We start from the raw sequence: 23,128 nt of genomic DNA, 5'->3' as shown, positions 1-23,128 counted from the left end.
CCAGGGAGCCTTTCTCTTTTAACCCAAAGCCACCATCAGTGCGCCGCAGGTGATAAGCGCCACGCCTATCCCGGCAATCAGCGACACTTTCTCACCAAACAGAATCACCGCCAGAATCACCGCGAACACCACGCTCAGCTTATCGATAGGGGCGACCTTCGACACGTCACCACTTTTGATCGCCATAAAATAGAACAGCCAGGACAGCGCCCCGGCCACGCCGCTTAACAAAATAAACAGCAGCGCTTTTTTATCGGCAAACACCGTACTAACAAGATTCAGTTTTCCCTGAACGACGACCACCCCAACTAAAAATAACGCCATGACCACAGCGCGAACGGCTGTGGCGGTATTGGCATCCAGATGCTGCAAACCAACTTTGCCAAAAATAGCGACCAGCGCTGCCGTAGCGGCAGACAACAGGGCGTAGACTAACCATGCGCTCATAACGGGCTCCTCTTGAACGAGCCAGAGATTACTCCTTCAGAGCATAAAACGGTAGCCGATCCCGGTTTCGGTGAGCAGATGGCGAGGGCGAGCGGGGTCGCTCTCCAGCTTCTGGCGCAGGTGGCCCATATAAATGCGCAGATAGTGGCTGTGTTCCACGGCATTCGGGCCCCAAACCTGATTAAGCAACTGGCGCTGGGTCAGGACTTTGCCGTGATTATTCAGCAGGGTTGCCAGCAGGCGGAACTCAATGGGGGTCAGGTGAATTTCCTCTTCGCCGCGGGTAATACGGCGCGAGGCGAGGTCGACCCGAATTTCGGAAAACTGATAAACCGGATCGGGCTGAACGGTGCTGGCGTGGCGGCGCAGGGCGACGCGAAGCCTGGCCTGCAGTTCACCGATGCCAAACGGCTTGCTGAGAAAATCGTCTGCGCCAGCATCCAGGGCGGCAATCTTCGCCTGCTCGTCACTCCGGGCCGACAGGACGATGACCGGCGTCTGGCTCCACTGGCGAAAGTCACGAATAAAATCGATGCCGTCGCCGTCCGGCAGGCCGAGATCCAGAATCACCAGATCCGGCTTGCGGGTGGCGGCTTCAATCAGGCCGCGCTGCAGGGTTTCGGCATCAAACACGCGCAACGATTCATCTTCCAGCGCGGTGCGCAGAAAGCGGCGGATCTCTTTTTCATCCTCAATTATCAGAACCGTTGTCACAGCACCTCAATCATTTCAGGGAGTTCGGGGGGAGGCGATAAAGGTAGCACAACGTGGAAGCTGGCACCGCCTTCCGGGCGGTTAAGCGCATAAATTGTGCCGCCGTGAACTTCAACAATCGCCCGGCAGATAGCCAGCCCAAGCCCAACGCCTGGAATAGCTGACTCTTTGTTACCGCGGGCAAATTTATCAAAAATCAGCAGCTCTTTACCAGCGGGAACCCCCGGGCCGCTGTCCCAAACTTCCAGGTCCAGCTTGTCTGCTGTCGAGGTCGCTTTAATACCGATGTTGGCTTTATAACCGGCATATTTAACCGCATTCTCCAGCAGGTTGATCAGCACGCGTTCGAACAGCGGGCCGTCGACTTCAATCAGCATCAGCGGATCAGGCAAATTAAGGGCGATATGGCGGCCGCCGAGGCCCGGTTCGAGCATCTTCAGCGCGCTGCCGACGACTTCCTCTAGCGTCAGCCACTCCTTGCGAAGGTTAAAACCGCCCGACTGAATGCGGGCCATATCCAGCAGATTATTCACCAGCCGGGTGGTGTTCAGCACATGCTGACGGATTTCGTTGGCCTGCGGGGCATGTTTTGATCCCTCACTGGCGAGATCCAGCGTGAGGATTTCTGCCTGGCCAAACAGCACGGTCAGCGGCGTGCGCAGGTCGTGCGAAAGCGCGGCCAGCAGCGAGTTGCGGATTTGCTCCCGTTCGCTGGAAAGCCGGGCCTGTTCTTCGCTGGCGGTGAGCAGCAGCCTGTCGAGCGCGGTGGCCACCAGCAGGGTAAAGGTTTCCAGCAGGCGCTGCTGTTCGGGGATCATCAGCTGGCGCAGATTCTCCGGCTCAACGACCAGCAGACCCAGGGTCCTTTCCGTGGTGCTAAGCGGCAGGATGCGGTAGGGCACGCCCGGCAGCGTATCCGTTCCGGCACCGGCGGGCTGGCCTTTATCAAAGCTCCAGCGGGCAATCGCTTCATCCCACTGAGCGGGTTCCCCTTCGGCTGCGATACGGCTGAGTTTCCCGTGATCGTCCGGCAGCAGCAGCAGGCTGCGGGCCTGGAAGGTGTTGTTAATAAACTGCACGCTGGTGGCGGCGACGTCCTGCGGCGTGCGGTCATCGGCCAGAGCTTTAGACATTTCATACAGATGACGGGTGCGCTGTTCCCGGTAGCGGGCGATGCGTGCCTGATAACGTACCCCGGCGGTCAGATTACCGATCACCAGCCCGACGGTGAGCATTACGCCGAAGGTCAGCAGATACTGAACATCCGACACGGCGAGCGTGCCTCGCGGCGCAATAAAGAACAGGTCGAAGCTAATCACGTTGATGACCGTCGCGAGGACGGACGGCCAGCGGCCATAAAACAGCGCGACCATCACCACGCCAAGCAGGTAGATCATCACCAGGTTGGCGGCATCAAAGGCCACCAGCCACTGATTGGCGATAAAGGTAATAAACGCACAGAGCACCACCGCCACGGCGCAGCCGCGCAGTTGAATGCGCCATTTCTCGCTTAGCGTTCTGGTGTCCGGTGCTCTGGTCGGGGAGGGGAGCGGTTTTTCATCCAGCGCCACAATCACCAGATCGAGGTCCGGGGCGCGTTTGGCTAACCGGTCGGCAAAAGAAGTACGGTGCCACCAGCGGCGCGTGGTATGGCGGCCAATAATGATTTTGCCGAGATTGTGTTCGCGGGCGTAGCGCAACACCGCTTTTTCTTCATTAGGGTCGGCAAGCGTGGCGGTTTCGGCTCCCAGCTCCTGAGCGAGCCGCAGAGCGCTTAAAATGGTCCGGCGCTGATGTTCCGGCAGGCGGTGAAGCTGCGGCGTTTCGACGTAGACGGCGTGCCAGACGCTGCCGAGCTTGGCGGCAAGGCGAGCGGCGGTGCGAACCAGTTTTTCATTGCCGTTGCTATGGCCGATGCACAGCAGAATGGCGTCCCGCGTGTGCCAGACTTTTTCCTGTCCCTGGTTGTCCCGCCAGGCGCGCATCTGATCGTCAACGCGGTCGGCTGTGCGTCGCAAGGCCAGCTCTCGCAGCGCTATCAGGTTGCCTTTACGGAAGAAGTGCTCGATGGCGCGTTCGGCCTGGCCGGAGATATAAACTTTGCCTTCGTGCAGGCGCTGGCGGAGGTCGTCCGGCGGCAGGTCAACCAGCACGACTTCGTCGGCGGCGTCGAAAATAGGGTCGGGGACGGTTTCGCGTACCTGAATCCCGGTGACTCCGCCCACCACATCATTCAGGCTTTCCAGATGCTGAACGTTAACGGAGGTCAGGACGTCGATCCCGGCCTCAAGCAGCTCTTCCACGTCCTGCCAGCGTTTGGGGTGGCGCGAGCCTGGCGCGTTACTGTGCGCCAGTTCGTCCATCAGAATCAGGGCAGGGTTGCGGGCGAGGGCGGCGTCCAGGTCAAACTCCTGGACCAGACGCCCCCGGTGGTGAATACGACGAGGGGGCTGAATCGTCAGCCCCTTTAACAGTTCGGCAGTTTCCTGGCGGCCGTGGGTTTCCACCACACCTACCAGCACATCGAGGCCCTGCGCCCGCAGGCGCTGCGCCTCCTGAAGCATCGCGTAGGTTTTCCCGACGCCTGCACAGGCGCCGAAGAAGATTTTCAGTTTCCCACGCGGCTGGCGGTTGACTTTCTCCAGCAGCTTATCGGGGTTGGGGCGCAGCGGCTCCTCGGTCATAACACGTCCTTTTTACTTCGCCTGGAGATGGTCCAGCGCCAGGTTCAGCTTAACGATATTCACTACCGGCATGCCGATAAAATTCACCAGCGGCGTGGTGGTGTTTTCCGCCACCAGGCGAGCGATTTGCTCCACCGGCAGATTTCTGGCTTTCGCTACCCGCGGGATTTGCCACGCGGTCGCCTCAGGAGAAAGCTGCCCGTCCAGGCCGCTGGCGGAGGTGGTGACTAAGTCAACGGGTACCGCTGGATTAGCCTCCGGGTTAGCCGCACGCAGCGTACTAACGCGAGCCTTAACCTCTTTGTCCAGCTCCGGGTTGCTGGCCGCAAGGTTGCTGCCGCCGGATGCCATTGGATTATAGGGGCTATCCGAGGTGGCAGAGGGGCGGCCCTGGAAATATTTTGCGTTAGTGAAGTCCTGACCAATCAGTTCTGAACCGCGAACCTTGCCGTCTTCAACGATTAACGAGCCGTTGGCCTGAGCCGGGAACCACCATTGCCCCAGCAGCGTGGCGAGGAGGGGATAAACCCCTCCGGTAATCAGCGTCAGGATAATCAGCAGTAATAAAGCGGGGCGTAACGTAGCCATGTTCTTTTCCTCTTAGACCAGACCGAGTACGGTCAGGATCACGTCAATCACTTTGATACCAATAAACGGCACGACGATGCCGCCCAGGCCATAGATCCACAGGTTGCGGCGCAGCATCGCGGCAGCGCTCAGCGGCTTGTAGCTAATGCCTTTTAGCGCCAGCGGAATGAGGCAGATGATGATCAGCGCATTGAAGATCACCGCGCTCAAGATGGCCGAAGCCGGGGAGTGCAGGTGCATCACGTTCAGCGCGTTCAGCTGCGGGTAAGTCACCGCAAACGCCGCCGGGATAATGGCGAAGTATTTCGCTACGTCGTTAGCAATACTGAAGGTGGTCAGTGACCCGCGAGTCATTAGCATTTGTTTCCCGATGTGCACCACTTCAATCAGCTTGGTTGGGTTAGAGTCCAGGTCAACCATGTTCCCGGCCTCCTTCGCTGCCTGAGTCCCGGAGTTCATGGCTACCGCTACGTCGGCCTGCGCCAGGGCAGGGGCGTCGTTGGTGCCGTCGCCGGTCATCGCCACCAGACGACCTTCGGCCTGATACTGGCGAATCAGTGCCAGCTTGGCTTCCGGTGTGGCTTCAGAAAGGAAGTCATCCACCCCGGCTTCGGCGGCAATCGCCGCGGCTGTCAGGCGGTTATCCCCGGTGATCATCACCGTTTTGATGCCCATCTGGCGCAGCTGTGCGAAACGCTCTTTAATGCCGCCTTTCACGATGTCTTTCAGCGCGATTACGCCCAGCACGTTAGCGCCTTCGGCAACAACCAGCGGCGTACCGCCCTGGCGAGCCACGCCTTCAACCAGCGTGTCGACCTGGGCCGGGAAGTGACCGTTGTTCACTTCTACGTGGCGGCGGATGGCATCCACAGAACCTTTGCGGATCATGCGGTCCTGAATATTGATGCCGCTCATACGGGTTTGCGCGGTAAACGGCACAAAAGTTGCCTGCAGGTTCTGCACGTCGCGTTCACGCAGGTTAAAGCGCTGTTTTGCCAGCACCACGATACTGCGGCCTTCTGGCGTTTCATCCGCCAGTGAGGCCAGCTGCGCGGCATCGGCCAGCTCTTTTTCATCCACGCCAGGGGCAGGGAGGAAGGCGGAGGCCTGGCGGTTACCGAGCGTGATGGTGCCGGTTTTATCCAGCAGCAGGACGTCGATATCCCCGGCGGCTTCTACCGCCCGGCCGCTGGTAGCGATCACGTTCGCACCCAGCATGCGGCTCATCCCGGCCACACCGATGGCGGAAAGCAGGCCGCCGATGGTGGTTGGGATCAGGCAGACCAGCAGGGCTACCAGTACGGTTACGCTAGCCGCCTGGCCGCCGTAGGCAGAGAACGGCCACAGAGTTGCGGTCGCCAGCAGCAGGACGATTGTCAGCGCCACCAGCAGGATAGTCAGGGCGATTTCGTTCGGCGTTTTACGACGCTGGGCGCTTTCTACCATGGCAATCATGCGGTCGAGGAAGGTTTCCCCTGGGTTAACGCTGCACTGGATGACCAGCCAGTCGGACAGAATGCGCGTCCCGCCGGTCACCGAGGCAAAGTCGCCGCCGGATTCACGGATAACCGGGGCAGATTCCCCGGTGATGGCGCTTTCATCCACCGACGCGCCGCCCTCAAGGACTTCGCCATCGCAAGGGATGATGTCCCCGGCTTCCACCAGCACGACGTCGCCTTTACGCAGATCGGCCGCCGGAATGTGGTCCACCTGCGCATCATGCTGCGGGCTGCGCAGTTTGCGCGCCCAACTGGTTTTTTTCACCCCTTTCAGGCTGTTCGCCTGGGCCTTGCTGCGGCCTTCTGCCAGCGCTTCAGCAAAGTTGGCGAACAGCACGGTAAACCACAGCCACAGGCTGATGGCGAGCGTGAAGAGGGCATCCCCCTGCTGCAGGCCGGTGAACATCGCTATCCCGAGCAGGGTAGTGATGATGCTCCCCACCCAGACGATAAACATCACCGGGTTGCGCCACTGCACCTGCGGGGCGAGCTTTTTAAAAGAATCAATTAGCGCCTGACGGATCAGACCAGGTTCAAACAGCGCCTGTTGCTTGCGACTCATGGAAGCCTCGTAATCAGAAATTAACCAGAGAAAGGTGTTCCGCAACCGGGCCTAAAGCGAGGGCGGGGATAAAGGTCAGGGCGCCAACCAGCAGCACTGTCCCAATCAGTAAACCGATAAACAGCGGGCCGTGCGTTGGCAGCGTACCGATGCTGACGGCCTGGGATTTTTTCGCGGCCAGGGAACCGGCAATAGCCATTACCGGGATAATCACCCCAAAGCGACCAAACCACATGCATACGGCCAGCAGAACGTTCCAGAACGGCGTGTTGGTGCTCAGGCCGGCGAAGGCGCTACCGTTATTGTTTGCGGCGGAAGAAACCGCATACAGCACCTCGCTGAAGCCGTGGATCCCAGGGTTTGCCATGCCGCTGCGGCCTGCATCCGTCATCATCGCCAGCGCGGTGCCGAGCAGCACCAGGGCAGGGGTGATAAGAATGGCCAGCGAAGTCATCTTCATCTCCGGCACGTCAATTTTCTTACCCAGGTATTCCGGGGTACGCCCAATCATCAGCCCGGCGATAAACACGGCCAGCAGGACGAACAGCAGCATGCCGTACAGGCCAGCGCCTACGCCGCCGAAGACCACTTCACCAATCTGCATCAGCCACATTGGCACCATGCCGCCCAGCGCCGTAAAGGAGTCATGCATGGCGTTGACCGCCCCGCAGGATGCGGCGGTAGTAATCACCGCGAACAGGCTGCTATTCAGAATGCCGAAGCGGCTCTCTTTGCCTTCCATGTTGATGCTGCTGTTGGCACCCAACTGGATAAAGTGCGGGTTGCCCTGCAGCTCGGCCCACATCACTACCACCACGCAGACCACGAAGATAATGGTCATCGCCCAAAGCAGCGCGCGGCCCTGACGGCGGTCACCCACGGCTTCACCAAAGGCGAAGCAGAGCGCGGCCGGGATCAGGAAGATGGAAACCATCTGCACGAAGTTGGTCAGCGCCGTAGGGTTCTCAAACGGGTGAGAGGAGTTAGCGTTGAAGAAGCCCCCGCCGTTGGTCCCCAGCATTTTTATTGCTTCCTGAGAAGCCACCGGCCCCATCGGCAGCAGGTGCTGAACGCCTTCAATGGTGGTGTAAGGCTGGTAAGCAGAAAAGTTCTGCAGCGAACCCTGGCTGATAAAGAACAGCGCCATCACCAGCGAGATTGGCAGCAGGATGTACAGCGTAACGCGGGTTAAATCGACCCAGGCGTTGCCCAGCGTGCTGGTGGAATGGCGAGAGAAACCACGGATCAGCGCAAACACTACGGCAATGCCGGTGGCGGCAGAAACGAAGTTTTGTACCGTCAGGCCCACCATCTGGCTGAAGTAGCTCAGCGTGGTTTCGCCGCCGTAAGACTGCCAGTTAGTGTTGGAGACAAAACTGACGGCAGTGTTCAGCGCCAGATGCCAGGAGAGGCCCGGCAGATGCTGCGGGTTAAGCGGCAAACTGTCCTGGAACAGCAGCATCGCGAACAGCAGGATCAGCCCAAAAACGTTAAATGCCAGAATCGCCATCAGATAGCGTTTCCAGCCCATTTCTTCACCTTTGCTGCCCATCAGGGACCACAAAATGGGCTCAATGCGGCCCACGATCGGCAGCGGTTCGCCGTCGATCAGTCGTGCCAGCACGGCGCCCAGCGGTTTCGCAAGGGCAAAGAGCACCAGCAGGAAGCTGGCGATCAGTAAAAATCCGGACGCAGCCATTAAAACGCCTCCGCTTTAATCAGGGCATAAACCAGGTAACCCAACAGCAAGAAGACCAGCACGATGCCGGTTATGACGCCTGCACTCACAATCCACCTCCAACGGTGCGTTAAGCATTTCGCGGCAGAATAGGATTTCGGGTGAAAAGATGTCGTAAAAGTCCGGGGGCGGGGTGTAAAAAAAGTATAAAAATGGCAAAAGCCATTAGTTAACTAATGGTTAGTATTTATTTAACCATTTTGTAACTTAATTACAGGTAAAAAGATAAATAGCGCACAAAAAAGTGCATTTATCTGGTCGGAGGAGTAGTAAACTTTCAAACAATGAGATAGTATTTTGACCAGATAACAAGTTTCGATTTTCCGACATGCGGTGTCGGTCACACATTATGAGGAGAAGCCTATGTCTTTATACAAAGAATACCCTGCGCATCAGGTCATCCTGCGTCGCACTTTCGCAGTCGCTGCCGGTGTGCTGGCGCTGCCTGTAATGCTGTTCTGGAAAGATCGCGCGCGTTTTTACAGCTACCTGCACCGCGTCTGGTCCAAAACCAGCGACAAGCCGGTGTGGATGGCGCAATCTGAAGCCGCCGCCTTCGATTATTACTAAAAGCTGAATCGATTTGACGAAAGCTACCTCCGGGTAGCTTTTTTGTTGCCTGCGTCTTGCTACACTGAGTTAACAACTGAGACGCGGGCAGCCAGCGATGTCGCTTAGTCTGGCATTGGTATACTTCTGCTGCCCGGAATAACTTCCAATATTGAACCGTCGCCAACGCGCAATGGCGGCGGTCAGGTAATGAATCCAGGGAGAGTTATGCCTACCCATCTGGTCTGGTTCCGCAACGATCTACGTATTCACGATAACTACGCCTTACACGCCGCCTGCCTTAATCCCGATGCAAAAGTCATCGGATTTTTTGTCGTGACGCCCGAACAATGGCGGCAGCACGTCATGGCACCCAAACAGGTCGAATTTATCTTTGAGCATTTACGGGCATTGGGTCATGCCCTGGCCGGGCGTGGGATTGAACTTCATATCCAACAGGCTGCGGATTTTGCCGCGTCGATAGACTGTATAAAAGCGTTCTGCGTTGAACAAAAAGTCGATGCGCTTTTTTACAACTACCAGTATGAAGTTAACGAGCGTGCCCGTGACGCCGCGCTGGAAAAAGCTCTGAATGTGGACGTTACCGTGCAGGGATTTGATGATAGCCTGCTGCTTGCACCGGGCAGCGTCACTACCGGCAACCACGAGATGTACAAAGTCTTTACCCCGTTCAGCAAGGCGTTTATTCGGCGCTTGCAGGAAGGGCTGCCGGAATGCGTGCCTGCGCCCAAAACCCGTGGAGAGTGCGACTTCAATGAACGCTTTGCGTTTGATATGCCCCGTGAGGCGTTTGACCGCGAACTCTTCCCGGTGGGTGAGCCGGAGGCCATTGGCATGCTGCGTAAATTTTGCCTGCAGCCCGCTGCCGACTACCCGGAACAACGTGATTTCCCGGCGATAGAAGGCACCAGCCGGCTGTCACCTTATCTGGCCACCGGCGTTTTGTCTCCGCGCCAGTGCCTGCATCGTCTGCTAAAAGAGCACCCTAAAGCGCTGGAGGGCGAAGCCGGAGCTACCTGGCTCAACGAACTCATCTGGCGCGAGTTTTACCGCCATCTGATGGTCGCGTACCCAAAACTTTGCCGTCACCAGTCGTTTATTGCCTGGACGGATAAAGTTCGCTGGAGCGGAAATAATGCATGGCTTGAAGCCTGGCAGCAGGGTAAAACGGGTTACCCCATTGTCGATGCGGCGATGCGGCAGCTGAACCAAACGGGCTGGATGCATAACCGTTTACGTATGGTCGTGGCGAGTTTTCTGGTGAAGGATTTGCTGATCGACTGGCGGCAGGGCGAGCGCTATTTTATGTCGCAGCTGATTGACGGAGATCTGGCGGCGAACAACGGCGGCTGGCAGTGGGCGGCTTCTACGGGCACCGACGCCGCGCCTTATTTTCGCATTTTTAACCCGACAACTCAGGGTGAACGCTTTGATGCTGAAGGGGATTTTATTCGCCACTGGCTACCTGAACTGAAAACTGTGCCAGGGAAACAGATTCATTCGCCGTGGGACTGGGCTGATAAACAAAAGCAAACGCTGGACTACCCGCGCCCGATTGTTGACCATAGGCAGGCCCGACTGAATACGCTTGCGGCTTATGAAGCGGCAAGACAATAACCAAAGAGAATAATGATGAAAAACAGTGAACTGGAACGCCTGATTAATGACAAGCTGAACAGCGCGGCAATTAGTGATTACGCCCCGAATGGCCTGCAGGTTGAAGGCCGGGAAGCGATCCGCAAGATTGTTACTGGGGTTACTGCCAGTCAGGCGCTGCTGGACGAAGCTGTGCGCCAGCAGGCCGATGCGGTGATCGTCCACCACGGTTATTTCTGGAAAAATGAATCGCCGGTGATCCGCGGCATGAAGCGCAACCGCCTGAAAACGCTGCTGGCGAACGACATCAACCTTTACGGCTGGCATTTGCCGCTTGATGCCCATCCGCAGTTGGGGAATAACGCCCAACTTGGCGCGCTGCTGGGGATTGAAACGAAAGGGGAAGTTGAGCCGCTGGTCCCGTGGGGTGAATTCCCGACGCCGCTTTCCGGCGTGGAGCTGGCTTCCTGGATTGAAATGCGCTTAGGCCGCACGCCGCTGTGGTGTGGAGACACCGGCCCGGATCAGATCCGCCGCGTGGCGTGGTGCACGGGCGGCGGGCAGGGCTTTATCGATAGCGCGGCGCGCTTTGGTGTGGATGCGTTTATTACCGGCGAAGTTTCCGAGCAGACGATTCATTCCGCCCGCGAACAGGGGCTGCATTTCTACGCCGCGGGTCACCATGCCACCGAGCGGGGTGGGATCCAGGCGCTTAGCGACTGGCTAAACAGCGAAACCGATCTCGACGTTATCTTTATCGATATCCCTAATCCTGCCTGATACCGGAGGAGCTGTGCAACGAGCTCGCTGTTATTTATTGGGTGAAAAAGCGGTGGTTCTGGAGCTGGATCCTCCTGTCAGGCTTGCCAGCCAGCAGCGCATTTGGGGACTGCTGCAGCGCCTGAATACCTCTGACGAGGTGAGCGAGGCCATTCCGGGCATGAATAACATCACCGTGGTGCTGAAAGATCCTCAGCGGCTTGCGCTGGATGGCATTGAATGGCTCCAGCGCTGGTGGGAAGAAAGTGAGGCTGTGATCCCTCCGCCTCGTAAGATTGATATTCCGGTCGTATACGGCGGTGAGGTGGGACCCGATCTTGATGTCGTGGCTCGCCAGAATAACTTAACGCCCGAACAGGTTGTTGCCCTGCATTCTGACGCGGAGTACATCGTCTACTTCCTTGGCTTCCAGCCGGGCTTTGCTTATCTGGGGGGACTGCCTGAAGTCCTCGCTACGCCCCGCCGGGCAGAACCCCGGCTGCAGGTTGCCGCTGGCTCTGTAGGCATTGGTGGCAGTCAAACCGGCATTTATCCGCTGGTGACGCCGGGAGGCTGGCAAATCATCGGCCGCACCTCACTCGATTTGTTTAACCCCAACGGCTCATCACCCACTTTATTGTTGCCGGGTGATACCGTGCGTTTCGTCCCGCAGCAGGGGGGCATATGCTGAATATTATTCGCGCCGGGATACAAACCAGCGTGCAGGATACGGGCCGGGAAGGGCAGCGTCATTTGGGCGTGAGCCGCTGCGGCGCGCTCGATACCCCCGCCATCTCCGTCGCCAATTTACTGGTTGGGAATGCGCCAGATGCCCCCGCGCTGGAAATCACCCTTGGACAGTGCGTGATTGAATTCGGGCGTAGCGGCTGGTTTGCGCTTACCGGGGCAGGCTGCCATGCGGAGCTGGATGGCAACGCCGTGTGGACGGGCTGGCGACTGCCTGTCAAAAAAGGCCAAAGGCTGACGCTGAAAAAACCTACGCACGGTATGCGCAGCTACCTTGCCGTCGACGGTGGCCTGGATGTGCCGGAAGTGATGGGGTCTTACAGCACCGATCTTAAAGCCGGGATCGGCGGTCATCATGGCCGTTTGCTGCGGGATGGTGACCGTTTAGCTTTGCGTAAACCTCAACGTAAATTTCAGCATCCCCGCGGCGTAAAACAACTGCTTTGGGGAAATCGCATTCGCGCCGTGACCGGGCCGGAGTATCAGGAATTCAGCCTGGCATCTCAGGAGAGTTTCTGGCGATTGGCCTGGCAAATTAGCCCGCAGAGTAACCGGATGGGCTACAGGCTTCAGGGGCCAGAGCTGGAGCGGACGACCCAGCGAGAAATGCTGTCCCATGGCCTGCTGCCGGGCGTGATTCAGGTACCGCATAACGGCCAGCCGATTGTGTTAATGAACGATGCCCAGACAACCGGGGGCTATCCTCGCATTGCCTGCGTGATTGAGGCCGATCTTTATCATCTGGCTCAGGTCAGGCTGGGGGAACCCATTCATTTTGTGCCGTGTACGCTGGCGGAGGCGCTCAAAGCGCGCCGCGAACAGGCTATTTATCTCGAGCAGATTGCCTGGCAACTGGCACAGGAAGCATAACGTTTCAGGGAGTTTAGTATGCCGGAAGGACCGGAGATTCGCCGCGCGGCGGACAAGCTGGAAGCCGCCGTGGGCGGGGAGCCGTTAACCGAAGCCTGGTTTGCTTTTGAAGAGCTTAAGCCGTTTGAAGCGATGCTGGTGGGGAAAACCATCGGTCGTATCGAAACCCGGGGAAAAGCAATGCTGACGCATTTTTCCAACGGCTTAACCTTGTACAGTCATAATCAGCTTTACGGCGTATGGCGAGTGGCTGACGTAGGTAAAGTAGCAGAAACGAACCGTGTGCTGCGTGTCAGGCTGCAAACGGCTAAAAAAGCCATTCTTCTTTACAGCGCCTCGGACATCGAAATCCTCGACCAGGGGCAGCTTGAACAACAGCCTTTCTTGCAGCGCGTGGGGCCGGATGTGCTGGATGAAACGCTGACGGTGGATCTGGTCAAAGCACGTTTGCTGTCGCCAAAGTTTCGCCGTCGGCAGTTCAGCGGGTTACTGCTCGACCAGGCTTTTCTTGCCGGTTTGGGGAATTACCTGCGAGTGGAAATCCTTTGGGAAGCGGAACTTGCGCCGCAGCACCGCGCGGAGGATTTAAGCGAAGAGCAGATTGAGCGGTTAGCGACTGCTTTGCTGGCGATTCCACGGCTTTCTTATCAGACGCGAGGCCAGGGAGATGAGAACAAACATCACGGGGCTGTTTTCAGCTTTAGGGTGTTTCACCGGGCGGGTGAACCGTGCGAACGATGTGGAGGGATTATTGAAAGAACCAACTTCTCTTCAAGACCGTTTTACTGGTGCCCTCGCTGCCAGAAATAAAAAAACGCGCCACAGGGCGCGTTTTTTACTCATCAAGTAAGAAATATTACTTTTTGAGATCGGATTTGAAATCACGTTTGTCGTAGCCGGTGTACAGCTGACGTGGACGGGCAATTTTAATGCCGTCGTCGTGCATTTCGTTCCAGTGTGCAATCCAGCCCACGGTACGCGCCATCGCGAAGATAACGGTAAACATGGAGGAAGGAATGCCCATCGCCTTCAGGATGATGCCGGAGTAGAAGTCTACGTTCGGGTAGAGTTTCTTCTCGATGAAGTACGGGTCGTTCAGCGCGATGTGTTCCAGCTCCATCGCCACTTCCAGCAGGTTGTTATCCTTCAGGTTCAGCTCTTTCAGCACTTCGTGACAGGTTTCACGCATCACGGTGGCGCGCGGGTCGTAGTTTTTGTACACGCGGTGGCCGAAGCCCATCAGGCGGAACGAGTCGTTCTTGTCTTTGGCACGACGGATAAATTCTGGAATGTGCTCCACGGTGCTGATTTCTTCCAGCATCTTCAGCGCAGCTTCGTTCGCGCCGCCGTGAGCCGGTCCCCACAGGGAAGCGATCCCCGCCGCGATACACGCAAATGGGTTAGCGCCGGAAGAACCTGCGGTACGCACGGTCGACGTCGATGCGTTCTGCTCGTGGTCAGCGTGCAGGATCAGAATACGATCCATTGCTCGCTCCAGAATTGGGTTAACTTTGTACTCTTCGCACGGCGTGGAGAACATCATGTTCAGGAAGTTAGCCGAGTAGGAGAGGTCGTTGCGTGGGTAAACAAACGGCTGGCCAATCGAATACTTGTAACACATTGCCGCTACGGTTGGCATTTTGGAGAGCAGACGGAATGCCGCGATTTCACGGTGACGTGGGTTATTCACGTCAAGGGAGTCGTGGTAGAAGGCCGCCAGCGCGCCGGTTACGCCGCACAGCACGGCCATCGGATGTGAGTCGCGACGGAAGCCGTGGAACAGACGGGTGATCTGCTCGTGAATCATGGTGTGGCGGGTAACGGTAGTTTTGAATTCGTCGAACTGCTCCTGCGTCGGTTTTTCGCCGTTCAGCAGGATGTAGCACACTTCCAGGTAGCTGGATTCGGTGGCCAGTTGGTCAATCGGGAAACCGCGGTGCAACAGAATGCCTTCGTCACCGTCGATATAAGTGATTTTGGATTCGCAGGATGCGGTAGAGGTGAAACCTGGGTCAAAAGTAAATACACCTTTAGAACCAAGACTACGGATATCAATTACATCCTGACCTAGCGTGCCCTTTAGCACATCAAGTTCGAGAGCATCGTCACCATTAAGGGTGAGGTTTGCTTTAGTATCAGCCATTTACGGTCTCCTTAGCGCCTTATTTCATAAGACTGCCGGGCGTCCGATTTGCATTCGAACCCACAATGGTTGGTTACCAGTTTTTTAATTGGCTCGCGGCTCTGTTTAGAGGAGTACAACCAGGGTACAGAGCGATGGGCGCTTGCAGGTAACACTCGCTTTGGGGGCGAAACTACAGCAAATCAGCGTCTTAGCAATCAGTATCATTCAAACCTGTATATCACTAATAACTGTCCTGATCTCTCGGGTCAATACCCATCCACTGTTACATAACTATTACTCAGGTGAAAGGCTGACCCTATAACTTTTACGAATTATACGGCTTTTCTGGCCCTGTTTGTAACAAGAATGTTTAACTTTTGTCAAATCAGATGATTAAAATTTAAAATAATGTTGTTATCGTGATCCTGCTCACTGTTCCGAGCAAAACCCTTCAAACATTATGTGGGTTAATTGTAATGATTTTGTGAAGAGCCTATACTGCCGCCAGGTCTCCGGAACAACCTGCTACCGGGAGCCACCCAGCGTTGTAGCCAGATCCCTGGCCTCTGTATGTAGCTGTTTTTTGCATGACGCACAGTTATAGAAAGTTAGCGCTGTCTGACCCCGAATGCAGATCCGGAGGAAGGAAACAATAAGAAGAGCATGTGGGCGCTATTCATGATAAGAAACGTGAAAAAACAACGACCTGTCAATCTGGATCTGAAAACGATCCGGTTCCCCGTCACTGCAATCGCTTCCATCCTCCACCGCGTTTCCGGCGTGATCACATTTGTGGCGGTCGGCATTCTGCTTTGGTTGCTGGGACTGTCACTCTCCTCCCCGGAAGGTTTTCTGACCGCGTCCGCCGTGATGAGCAGCTTTATCGTTAAATTTATAATGTGGGGCATTCTGACGGCTCTGGCCTATCACGTGGTGGTGGGTATTCGCCATCTGCTGATGGACTTTGGCTATCTGGAAGAGACCTTTGTAGCGGGCAAACGATCCGCACATATCGCCTTTGTTATTACTGTCGTGCTTTCAATTCTTGCAGGAGTCCTCGTATGGTAAGCAATGCCTCCGCATTGGGTCGCAATGGCGTGCACGATTATGTGCTGGTTCGCGCTACCGCCATCGTACTCACCCTGTACATCATCTACATGATTGGCTTCTTCGCTGTTACCGGCGAGCTGACCTACGACGTCTGGCACGGCTTCTTTGCCTCTGCCTTCACCAAAGTTTTCACCCTGCTGGCACTGTTCTCTATTTTGATCCATGCCTGGATTGGCATGTGGCAGGTGTTGACCGACTACGTTAAACCACTGGCGATTCGCCTTCCTTTACAGCTGCTGATTGTTGTCGCGCTGTTGGTTTACGTCATTTATGGATTCGTTGTGGTGTGGGGTGTGTAATGAAACTGCCAGTCAGAGAATTTGATGCTGTAGTGATTGGTGCCGGCGGCGCAGGTATGCGCGCGGCGCTACAGATTTCCCAGAGCGGCCAGACCTGTGCGCTGCTTTCTAAAGTGTTCCCAACTCGTTCCCATACCGTATCTGCGCAGGGTGGTATCACCGTGGCGCTGGGTAATACCCATGAAGATAACTGGGAATGGCACATGTATGACACGGTAAAAGGTTCCGATTATATCGGTGACCAGGACGCCATCGAATACATGTGTAAAACCGGCCCGGAAGCGATTCTGGAACTGGACCACATGGGCCTGCCTTTCTCCCGTCTGGAAAACGGCACCATTTATCAACGTCCGTTCGGCGGCCAGTCGAAAGACTTCGGCGGCGAGCAGGCGGCGCGTACTGCGGCAGCAGCTGACCGTACCGGCCACGCTTTACTGCACACGCTGTATCAGCAGAACCTGAAAAACCACACCACCATCTTCTCCGAGTGGTATGCGCTGGATCTGGTGAAAAACGCCGATGGCGCAGTGGTTGGCTGTACCGCACTGTGCATCGAAACCGGTGAAGTCGTTTACTTCAAAGCCCGCGCAACCGTGCTGGCAACCGGCGGCGCAGGCCGTATTTATCAATCCACCACCAACGCCCACATCAACACCGGTGACGGCGTTGGTATGGCTATCCGCGCTGGCGTGCCGGTGCAGGATATGGAAATGTGGCAGTTCCACCCAACCGGCATTGCCGGGGCAGGGGTTCTGGTCACAGAAGGCTGCCGTGGTGAAGGCGGTTACCTGCTGAACAAACACGGCGAACGCTTCATGGAGCGTTATGCCCCGAACGCGAAAGACTTGGCGGGTCGTGACGTGGTGGCGCGCTCCATCATGATCGAAATCCGTGAAGGCCGCGGCTGTGATGGTCCGTGGGGGCCACACGCCAAACTGAAACTCGACCACCTGGGTAAAGAAGTGCTGGAATCCCGCCTGCCGGGCATTCTGGAACTGTCCCGTACCTTCGCCCACGTCGATCCGGTGAAAGAGCCGATCCCGGTTATCCCAACCTGCCACTATATGATGGGCGGTATTCCGACCAAAGTGACCGGCCAGGCGCTGACCGTGAACGAGCAGGGCGAAGATGTGGTTATCCCTGGTTTGTTCGCCGTGGGCGAAATTGCCTGTGTTTCCGTACACGGTGCGAACCGTCTGGGCGGCAACTCCCTGCTTGACCTGGTGGTGTTCGGGCGTGCTGTTGGCCTGCACCTGCAGGAATCCATTGCCGAGCAGGGCGATCTGCTTGACGCAACCGACGCTGAAATCGACGCCTCCCTTGAGCGCCTTAACCGCTGGAACGGCAACCGTAACGGTGAAGATCCGGTGGAAATCCGCAAAGCGCTGCAGGAATGTATGCAGCACAACTTCTCGGTATTCCGCGAAGGTGACGCGATGGCCAAAGGGCTTGAGCAGCTGAAAGCAATCCGCGAGCGCCTGAAAAATGCCCGTCTGGACGACACTTCCAGCGAGTTCAACACCCAGCGCGTTGAGTGCCTGGAGCTGGATAACCTGATGGAAACCGCTTACGCCACTGCGGTGTCGGCAAACTTCCGTACCGAGAGCCGTGGCGCGCATAGCCGCTTCGACTTCCCGGAGCGTGATGACGAAAACTGGCTGTGCCATTCCCTGTATCTGCCAGAGACGGAATCCATGACGCGTCGTAGCGTTAACATGGAACCGAAACTGCGTCCGGCGTTCCCGCCGAAGATTCGTACTTATTAATGCGGAGACAGGACAATGAAACTCGAATTCTCAGTTTATCGTTATAACCCGGATGTAGACGAAGCTCCGCGCATGCAGGATTACACCCTGGAAGCGGAAGAGGGTCGCGACATGATGCTGCTTGACGCTTTAATGCAGCTGAAAGAAAAAGATCCTAGTCTGTCATTCCGTCGCTCTTGCCGTGAAGGCGTTTGTGGCTCCGACGGCCTGAACATGAACGGCAAAAACGGGCTGGCCTGTATCACGCCAATCTCAGCGCTCGGCAACGGTAAGCAGAAGATAGTCATCCGTCCTCTGCCTGGCCTGCCGGTGATCCGCGATCTGGTGGTAGACATGGGGCAATTCTATGCTCAATATGAGAAGATTAAGCCTTACTTGTTGAATAATGGGCAAAATCCACCCGCTCGCGAGCATTTGCAGTCGCCTGAACAGCGTGAAAAGCTGGATGGTTTGTACGAGTGCATTCTTTGCGCTTGCTGCTCGACTTCTTGTCCGTCGTTCTGGTGGAACCCGGACAAGTTTATCGGCCCGGCCGGTTTGCTGGCTGCGTATCGCTTCCTGATCGACAGCCGCGACACCGAAACGGACGCGCGTCTGGACGGCCTGAGCGATGCTTTCAGCGTATTCCGCTGCCACAGCATTATGAACTGCGTCAGCGTTTGTCCTAAGGGGCTGAACCCGACGAAAGCTATCGGCCATATTAAGTCGATGCTGTTGCAAAAAAGCGCTTAAGTCAGAAAAGTACCCTCTCCTTGCAGGGGAGAGGGTGCAAATTGCAGGAAATCTTTAAAAACTGCCGACGATCTTCCCTCTCTATATAAGGGGAAGGGGTGAGGGGAAACCCTTAAGACAGTTTCTAAAGGTTCCTTCGCGGGCCGCCCTCCACGGCAACAGGCTCGAAGAAAGTGAACCCTGGAACGTATACCTGTATACCCTACGGTGTGCGTTATAGTTATCCACGGCGAAATAAGCATAAAATGCTTAAGGGATCACGATGCAGAACGGCGCGATGAAGCCCTGGCTGGACTCTTCCTGGCTGGCGGGCGCAAACCAGTCCTACATAGAGCAGCTCTATGAAGACTTCTTAACCGATCCTGACTCTGTTGATGCGCACTGGCGCACGATGTTCCAGCAGTTACCTGGCACCGGAGCCAGACCGGATCAATTCCATTCAAAAACGCGTGATTATTTCCGTCGTCTGGCGAAGGATGCCTCACGTTACTCCACCGCAGTCACCGATCCTGACACCGATGCCAAACAGGTAAAAGTGTTGCAGCTGATCAACGCCTGGCGTTTCCGCGGCCATCAGGCTGCTAATCTCGATCCGCTCGGGCTTTGGCAGCAGGAAACGGTTGCCGATCTGGATCCGGCGTTCCATAACCTGACCGAAGAAGATTTGCAGCAGAGTTTCAACGTGGGATCGTTTGCCATCGGCAAAGAGACCATGAAGCTTGCCGACCTGATCGCTGCGCTGAAGCAAACCTACGGTGGGTCGATCGGTGCGGAATACATGCACATCACCAATACCGAAGAAAAACGCTGGATCCAGCAGCGCATCGAATCGGTAGCCGGGCGTTCAAGCTTTACTCAGGAAGAGAAAAAACGTTTCCTGAGCGAGCTGACTGCGGCGGAAGGGCTGGAGCGCTATCTGGGGGCTAAATTCCCTGGGGCGAAACGCTTCTCGCTGGAAGGCGGCGACGCGCTGGTACCGATGCTCAAAGAGATGATTCGCCACGCCGGTAAGAGCGGCACGCGCGAAGTGGTGCTGGGTATGGCGCACCGCGGTCGTCTTAACGTGCTGATCAACGTGCTGGGTAAAAAACCGCAGGATCTGTTTGACGAATTTGCGGGCAAACATAAAGAACATCTCGGCACCGGCGACGTGAAGTACCACATGGGCTTCTCTTCCGATGTTGAAACCGAAGGCGGCCTGGTTCACCTGGCGCTGGCGTTTAACCCGTCTCACCTGGAAATCGTTAGCCCGGTGGTTATCGGTTCCGTGCGTGCGCGTCTGGATCGTCTGGATAAGCCAGGCAGCAACCAGGTACTGCCGATCACCATTCATGGTGATGCCGCGGTAGCCGGGCAGGGCGTGGTTCAGGAAACCCTGAACATGTCCAAAGCGCGTGGTTACGAAGTGGGCGGTACCGTGCGTATCGTGATCAACAACCAGATTGGTTTCACCACCTCTAACCCGCTGGATGCGCGCTCCACGCCATACTGTACCGACATCGGTAAGATGGTCATGGCGCCGATTTTCCACGTTAATGCGGATGATCCGGAAGCCGTAGCTTTCGTTACCCGTCTGGCGCTGGACTTCCGTAATACCTTCAAGCGTGATGTGTTTATCGACCTGGTTTGCTACCGCCGCCACGGCCATAACGAAGCTGACGAGCCAAGCGCAACGCAGCCGGTGATGTACCAGAAAATCAAAAAACATCCGACCCCGCGTAAGATCTATGCTGACAAGCTGGAGCAGGACAAACTGGCCACGCTGGAAGATGCCACCGAAATGGTGAATCTGTACCGCGATGCGCTGGATGCCGGCGAATGTGTCGTGCAAGAGTGGCGTCCGATGAACATGCACTCCTTTACCTGGTCGCCGTACCTCAACCACGAGTGGGACGAAAGCTACCCGAACAAGGTTGAGATGAAGCGCGTTCAGGAACTGGCTAAGCGCATCAGCACCGTGCCGGAAGCTGTAGAAATGCAGTCCCGCGTGGCGAAAATCTACAGCGACCGTCAGGACATGGCGAACGGCAACAAACTGTTCGACTGGGGTGCAGCGGAAAACCTGGCTTATGCAACGCTGGTAGATGAAGGCGTGTCCGTTCGTCTGTCCGGTGAAGATGCTGGCCGTGGGACCTTCTTCCACCGCCACGCCGTGATCCACAACCAAACCAACGGCTCTACCTATACGCCGCTGGCGCACGTCCACAACAGCCAGGGCATCTTCAAAGTCTGGGATTCCGTGTTGTCTGAAGAAGCGGTTCTGGCCTTTGAGTACGGCTATGCCACGGCAGAACCTCGCACCCTGACCATTTGGGAAGCGCAGTTCGGCGACTTCGCCAACGGGGCACAGGTTGTGATTGACCAGTTCATCAGCTCCGGCGAGCAGAAATGGGGCCGTATGTGTGGCCTGGTCATGCTGCTGCCACACGGCTATGAAGGCCAGGGCCCAGAGCACTCCTCCGCGCGTCTGGAGCGTTACCTCCAGCTGTGCGCCGAGCAGAACATGCAGGTTTGCGTGCCGTCGACTCCGGCTCAGGTTTACCACATGCTGCGTCGTCAGGCGCTGCGCGGGATGCGCCGTCCACTGGTCGTTATGTCACCGAAATCTCTGCTGCGCCATCCGCTGGCGGTATCCAGCCTCGACGAACTGGCCAACGGCACGTTCCAGCCGGCAATTGGTGAGATTGACGAACTGGATCCGAAAGGCGTGAAGCGCGTTGTTCTGTGTTCCGGTAAGGTGTACTACGACCTGCTTGAGCAGCGCCGTAAGAATGAGCAGAAGGATGTGGCGATTGTCCGTATCGAACAGCTCTATCCGTTCCCGCACCAGGCGGTACAGGAAGCGCTGAAGCCGTTCGCACACGTACACGACTTCGTCTGGTGCCAGGAAGAGCCGCTGAACCAGGGCGCCTGGTACTGCAGCCAGCACCACTTCCGCGAAGTGATTCCGTTTGGGTCCGCTCTGCGTTATGCAGGTCGCCCGGCCTCCGCCTCTCCGGCGGTAGGGTATATGTCCGTTCACCAGAAGCAACAGCAAGATCTGGTTAATGACGCGCTGAACGTCGAATAAATTAAAGGATAAATAATGAGTAGCGTAGATATTCTAGTTCCTGACCTGCCTGAGTCCGTAGCCGACGCGACAGTGGCAACCTGGCATAAAAAACCGGGCGACAGCGTCAAACGTGACGAAGTACTGGTTGAAATCGAAACTGACAAAGTGGTACTGGAAGTCCCCGCGTCTGCGGACGGCGTTCTGGATGCGGTACTGGAAGACGAAGGCACGACCGTGACCTCTCGTCAGATTCTGGGCCGTCTGCGTGAAGGCAACAGCGGCGGGAAAGAAACCTCCGCAAAAGCTGACAGCAAAGAGTCTACTCCGGCTCAGCGCCAGCAGGCTTCTCTGGAAGAGCAGAGCAATGATGCCCTCAGCCCGGCTATCCGCCGCCTGATCGCAGAGAACGACCTCGACGCCAGCGCTATTAAAGGCAGCGGCGTAGGTGGCCGTCTCACTCGTGAAGATGTTGAAAAACACCTGAGCGAAGCGAAAGCGAAACAACCTGCGCAGGCGAAAGCCGCCGAAGCCACTCAGGCGCCGGTTGCGCCACTGGCTGGCCGCAGCGAAAAACGCGTGCCGATGACCCGTCTGCGCAAGCGCGTGGCCGAACGTCTGCTGGAAGCGAAAAACTCTACCGCCATGCTCACTACGTTCAACGAAGTGAACATGAAGCCAATCATGGAACTGCGTAAGCAGTACGGTGAAGCGTTTGAAAAACGCCACGGCGTGCGTCTGGGCTTCATGTCCTTCTACATTAAAGCGGTTGTTGAAGCGCTGAAACGCTATCCGGAAGTGAATGCTTCCATCGACGGCGAAGACGTGGTTTACCACAACTACTTCGATGTCAGCATCGCGGTTTCTACCCCGCGTGGCCTGGTGACCCCAGTGCTGAAAGACGTTGATACCTTGGGCATGGCCGACATTGAAAAACGCATCAAAGAGCTGGCGGTGAAAGGCCGTGACGGCAAACTGACCGTGGAAGAGCTGACCGGCGGTAACTTCACCATCACCAACGGTGGCGTCTTCGGCTCCCTGATGTCTACGCCAATCATCAACCCACCGCAGAGCGCGATCCTGGGTATGCACGCCATCAAAGACCGCCCAATGGCGGTGGACGGTAAAGTTGAGATCCTGCCGATGATGTACCTGGCGCTCTCTTACGATCACCGTCTGATCGATGGCCGCGAGTCCGTGGGTTATCTGGTAGCCATTAAAGAGCTGCTGGAAGATCCAACTCGTCTGCTGCTGGACGTGTAGTCGAACAAGA

20 protein-coding genes are annotated in these 23,128 nt (G+C 56.6%); 12 read left to right on the top strand and 8 right to left on the bottom strand.

Annotated features, from left to right (window positions below):
- Positions 1 to 18: 18 nt before the first annotated feature.
- From ACREYP_RS16405 to kdpF, 7 genes are read right to left on the bottom strand one after another with little or no spacing between them, the layout of a single operon-like run.
- Entirely contained in the window at positions 19 to 447 is a 429-nt protein-coding gene (locus tag ACREYP_RS16405) for an EamA family transporter (protein WP_008456117.1), read from the bottom strand.
- A gap of 36 nt (positions 448 to 483) precedes the next feature.
- Complete coding sequence (gene kdpE / locus ACREYP_RS16400) at positions 484 to 1,161, bottom strand: two-component system response regulator KdpE (RefSeq protein ID WP_008456119.1); 678 nt, start codon at positions 1,159 to 1,161, stop codon at positions 484 to 486.
- Positions 1,158 to 3,845: a two-component system sensor histidine kinase KdpD gene (gene kdpD, locus ACREYP_RS16395; protein WP_008456121.1), complete on the bottom strand. Its 2,688-nt coding sequence runs from the start codon at positions 3,843 to 3,845 to the stop codon at positions 1,158 to 1,160. The genes kdpE and kdpD overlap by 4 nt, the downstream gene beginning before the upstream one ends.
- Positions 3,846 to 3,857: 12 nt before the next feature.
- Positions 3,858 to 4,433, bottom strand: a complete 576-nt coding sequence (gene kdpC / locus ACREYP_RS16390; RefSeq protein WP_008456123.1) for a potassium-transporting ATPase subunit KdpC — start codon at positions 4,431 to 4,433, stop codon at positions 3,858 to 3,860.
- A gap of 12 nt (positions 4,434 to 4,445) precedes the next feature.
- Positions 4,446 to 6,494: a potassium-transporting ATPase subunit KdpB gene (gene kdpB / locus ACREYP_RS16385; RefSeq protein ID WP_008456125.1), complete on the bottom strand. Its 2,049-nt coding sequence runs from the start codon at positions 6,492 to 6,494 to the stop codon at positions 4,446 to 4,448.
- A gap of 13 nt (positions 6,495 to 6,507) precedes the next feature.
- Entirely contained in the window at positions 6,508 to 8,193 is a 1,686-nt protein-coding gene (kdpA, locus tag ACREYP_RS16380; protein WP_008456127.1) for a potassium-transporting ATPase subunit KdpA, read from the bottom strand.
- Positions 8,193 to 8,282, bottom strand: a complete 90-nt coding sequence (gene kdpF, locus ACREYP_RS16375) for a K(+)-transporting ATPase subunit F (RefSeq protein ID WP_008456132.1) — start codon at positions 8,280 to 8,282, stop codon at positions 8,193 to 8,195. The genes kdpA and kdpF overlap by 1 nt, the downstream gene beginning before the upstream one ends.
- 313 nt (positions 8,283 to 8,595) lie before the next feature.
- Between kdpF and ACREYP_RS16370 the strand changes: the two genes are divergently transcribed.
- The 6 genes from ACREYP_RS16370 (at position 8,596) to nei (ending at position 13,584) form a co-directional block, all read left to right on the top strand.
- Positions 8,596 to 8,802, top strand: a complete 207-nt coding sequence (locus ACREYP_RS16370; protein ID WP_008456133.1) for a YbfA family protein — start codon at positions 8,596 to 8,598, stop codon at positions 8,800 to 8,802.
- Positions 8,803 to 9,009: 207 nt separating this feature from the next.
- The gene (phrB, locus tag ACREYP_RS16365; RefSeq protein ID WP_498880990.1) at positions 9,010 to 10,419 is read left to right on the top strand and encodes a deoxyribodipyrimidine photo-lyase; all 1,410 of its coding nucleotides are present in this window, start codon (positions 9,010 to 9,012) and stop codon (positions 10,417 to 10,419) included.
- 15 nt (positions 10,420 to 10,434) lie between these two features.
- Positions 10,435 to 11,178: a type 2 GTP cyclohydrolase I gene (locus ACREYP_RS16360; protein WP_498532644.1), complete on the top strand. Its 744-nt coding sequence runs from the start codon at positions 10,435 to 10,437 to the stop codon at positions 11,176 to 11,178.
- Between the two features lie 13 nt (positions 11,179 to 11,191).
- Complete coding sequence (pxpB, locus tag ACREYP_RS16355; protein WP_336818606.1) at positions 11,192 to 11,848, top strand: 5-oxoprolinase subunit PxpB; 657 nt, start codon at positions 11,192 to 11,194, stop codon at positions 11,846 to 11,848.
- Positions 11,842 to 12,774 carry a 5-oxoprolinase subunit PxpC gene (pxpC, locus tag ACREYP_RS16350; protein WP_008456137.1) on the top strand — a complete coding sequence of 311 codons (933 nt, stop codon included), beginning with the start codon at positions 11,842 to 11,844 and terminating at the stop codon, positions 12,772 to 12,774. The genes pxpB and pxpC overlap by 7 nt, the downstream gene beginning before the upstream one ends.
- 18 nt (positions 12,775 to 12,792) lie before the next feature.
- Positions 12,793 to 13,584, top strand: coding sequence for an endonuclease VIII (gene nei, locus ACREYP_RS16345; RefSeq protein ID WP_008456138.1), 792 nt, complete (start codon positions 12,793 to 12,795; stop codon positions 13,582 to 13,584).
- A 46-nt stretch (positions 13,585 to 13,630) separates the two neighbouring features.
- Here the strand turns inward: nei and ACREYP_RS16340 are convergent, their stop codons facing one another.
- The gene (locus ACREYP_RS16340; RefSeq protein WP_008456139.1) at positions 13,631 to 14,917 is read right to left on the bottom strand and encodes a citrate synthase; all 1,287 of its coding nucleotides are present in this window, start codon (positions 14,915 to 14,917) and stop codon (positions 13,631 to 13,633) included.
- Between the two features lie 645 nt (positions 14,918 to 15,562).
- Here ACREYP_RS16340 and sdhC point away from each other — a divergent pair.
- The 6 genes from sdhC to odhB all read left to right on the top strand — a co-directional run bounded on the left by sdhC (position 15,563) and on the right by odhB (position 23,118).
- On the top strand, positions 15,563 to 15,967 hold the full coding sequence (gene sdhC / locus ACREYP_RS16335) for a succinate dehydrogenase cytochrome b556 subunit (RefSeq protein ID WP_034808195.1): 405 nt from the start codon (positions 15,563 to 15,565) through the stop codon (positions 15,965 to 15,967).
- Positions 15,961 to 16,308 (top strand): succinate dehydrogenase membrane anchor subunit, encoded by a 348-nt coding sequence (sdhD, locus tag ACREYP_RS16330; RefSeq protein WP_008456141.1) that lies wholly within the window; start codon positions 15,961 to 15,963, stop codon positions 16,306 to 16,308. Before sdhC ends, sdhD begins: the two co-directional genes overlap by 7 nt.
- Entirely contained in the window at positions 16,308 to 18,074 is a 1,767-nt protein-coding gene (gene sdhA / locus ACREYP_RS16325; protein WP_008456142.1) for a succinate dehydrogenase flavoprotein subunit, read from the top strand. Before sdhD ends, sdhA begins: the two co-directional genes overlap by 1 nt.
- A 15-nt stretch (positions 18,075 to 18,089) precedes the next feature.
- Positions 18,090 to 18,806, top strand: a complete 717-nt coding sequence (locus ACREYP_RS16320; protein WP_498880989.1) for a succinate dehydrogenase iron-sulfur subunit — start codon at positions 18,090 to 18,092, stop codon at positions 18,804 to 18,806.
- 262 nt (positions 18,807 to 19,068) lie between these two features.
- Complete coding sequence (sucA, locus tag ACREYP_RS16315; protein ID WP_166875785.1) at positions 19,069 to 21,876, top strand: 2-oxoglutarate dehydrogenase E1 component; 2,808 nt, start codon at positions 19,069 to 19,071, stop codon at positions 21,874 to 21,876.
- A 15-nt stretch (positions 21,877 to 21,891) separates the two neighbouring features.
- Positions 21,892 to 23,118: a 2-oxoglutarate dehydrogenase complex dihydrolipoyllysine-residue succinyltransferase gene (gene odhB / locus ACREYP_RS16310; protein ID WP_008456145.1), complete on the top strand. Its 1,227-nt coding sequence runs from the start codon at positions 21,892 to 21,894 to the stop codon at positions 23,116 to 23,118.
- The last annotated feature ends 10 nt before the right edge of the window (positions 23,119 to 23,128 follow it).

It is taken from the genome of Enterobacter sp. TMH.L2, from assembly GCF_050847315.1.
Lineage (GTDB): Bacteria > Pseudomonadota > Gammaproteobacteria > Enterobacterales > Enterobacteriaceae > Cedecea.
Note: the sequence above shows the minus strand (reverse complement) of the source record. Positions and strands in the feature narration are given on the sequence as shown.